The organism is Rhodanobacter sp. C05, from assembly GCF_002001165.1.
In the GTDB taxonomy this organism is placed as follows: Bacteria; Pseudomonadota; Gammaproteobacteria; order Xanthomonadales; family Rhodanobacteraceae; genus Rhodanobacter.
Genome location: NZ_MUNQ01000029.1, coordinates 1 through 1,575 on the forward strand (window position 1 = coordinate 1; position 1,575 = coordinate 1,575).

The 1,575-nt window shown below is 56.1% G+C and carries 2 protein-coding genes; one reads left to right on the top strand and one right to left on the bottom strand.

The window, feature by feature from the left end:
• Positions 1 to 363 precede the first annotated feature (363 nt).
• Positions 364 to 828, top strand: coding sequence for a hypothetical protein (locus B0E51_RS18930; RefSeq protein ID WP_143526025.1), 465 nt, complete (start codon positions 364 to 366; stop codon positions 826 to 828).
• 193 nt (positions 829 to 1,021) lie between these two features.
• Here the strand turns inward: B0E51_RS18930 and B0E51_RS18935 are convergent, their stop codons facing one another.
• Positions 1,022 to 1,357: a putative Ig domain-containing protein gene (locus tag B0E51_RS18935; protein WP_077446457.1), complete on the bottom strand. Its 336-nt coding sequence runs from the start codon at positions 1,355 to 1,357 to the stop codon at positions 1,022 to 1,024.
• Positions 1,358 to 1,575 lie beyond the last annotated feature (218 nt).

Here is a 1,575-nt window from a genome sequence, read left to right on the forward strand (position 1 = left end):
ATCAGAAGCAGATCAGCGGCCGCGGCCATAAGAAACAGCTGGTCAAATCGTCATTTTGGCGCAGCCATGCCGAAGTTTCTGCACGGCATATGGACGGCCGTTTCAGCCTCAATAGATCAGAGCATCCTTAGGGGACTTCGTGTTTCGATGGATCAAGAACCTTTGGGTCAGTTCTGAATACTCCTGTCGCCGCCTCCTGTCGCTGGGCGACGTCGAAACCGTGGTAGTTCCAACGTACCGCCAAACGACAGGAGGCGGCGACATGAGTATTCAGAGCCCTTTTCTATCGTTTTTGTCCGCATAACGGGCTCTGACCCGGTATGAATCTTAGGTATGAATCTTAGGAAGATTAGGGGGAGTTTGATGACTCGGCCGTTTGTGATCTGGGTGACTGTGGTGATTTCGGCGTTGCTAGCTGTGGCGGCTGTCTTCGGGCTTCTGAAGGTCATCCTGCAATTGCCGCTTTGGTTGGCGCCGGACAGTGGCATGGCAGTGTGGCGCATCGTGTTCATTGTCGCTGTCCAGACTGTCGAGACCGTATTCTTGATTGCGGTTTCTTATGCAGCGTTTACTCGTCCACGCTGGGGTCGTGTCATCTGCGCTGTATTCGCCAGCTTGATCACACTGGCTATGCTGTATGCGGGCCTCCATCCCGATCCGCATCCCCTGTTTGCCATCAAACCCGGCCCTGAAGAAGCTGGTGCGGTTATCGGTCGCTTGGCGACGTGCATGTTGTTCTGCGCATATGCCTACAAGATGGTCATAGGGGCAAAGGTGCGCGTTTACTTCCAATCGAATCTTAGAAACTTAAGGGACGGAGGCAATTAAATCAGGGTAATAGAGCCTGTTAATCGGTGTCAGGGACGAATGGCGCTGACTTAAGCCCAAGTCATTGATCTAAAAAGTGAAGCCGGCTCCAAATGCTAAGGTGAAGGTACTAGACAACACCACCAGCATAGGAGCCGGCTTCGATGCATCCTAATCGTCACGTTCGTGCGCAGCAACGCCGCACGGTGCGCCCTTATGTGACCTTGCTGTCGGTGGCCGTGTAGGTGATTGTCGTGGTACCTGTGGCCGCCGGTGTGCCACTGAAGGTACGCGTGGTCGCGTTGAAGGTAATTCCGCTCGGCAAGCCGGTAGTGCTATAGGTGATCGTGTCACCGTTGGCATCGGTGGCCGCTGGCGCCACGTAGGCCGTCATGGCTGTCCCGGTCGTGGCGGTCTGGTTCGTCAACGTGCCGATGACCGGGGCCACATTGGCCACGGTCAGCGTAAAAGTCGCACTGCCGGCATGCCCCAGCGGATCGGTGGCGGTCACCTTGATGGTGTACGCGCCCGAGGACACCGCGCCCAGCACGATGGACGACCCGCTTCAGCTCAGGCCACTGGGTAGTAACGCCGCGCAACGAATCAACCGCCGATAAGTGAACCTGGAACCGTTCTTTCGCCTAGGGATGCTCTGATCTATTGAGGCTGAAACGGCCGTCCATATGCCGTGCAGAAACTTCGGCATGGCTGCGCCAAAATGACGATTTGACCAGCTGTTTCTTATGGCCGCGGCCGCTGATCTGCTTC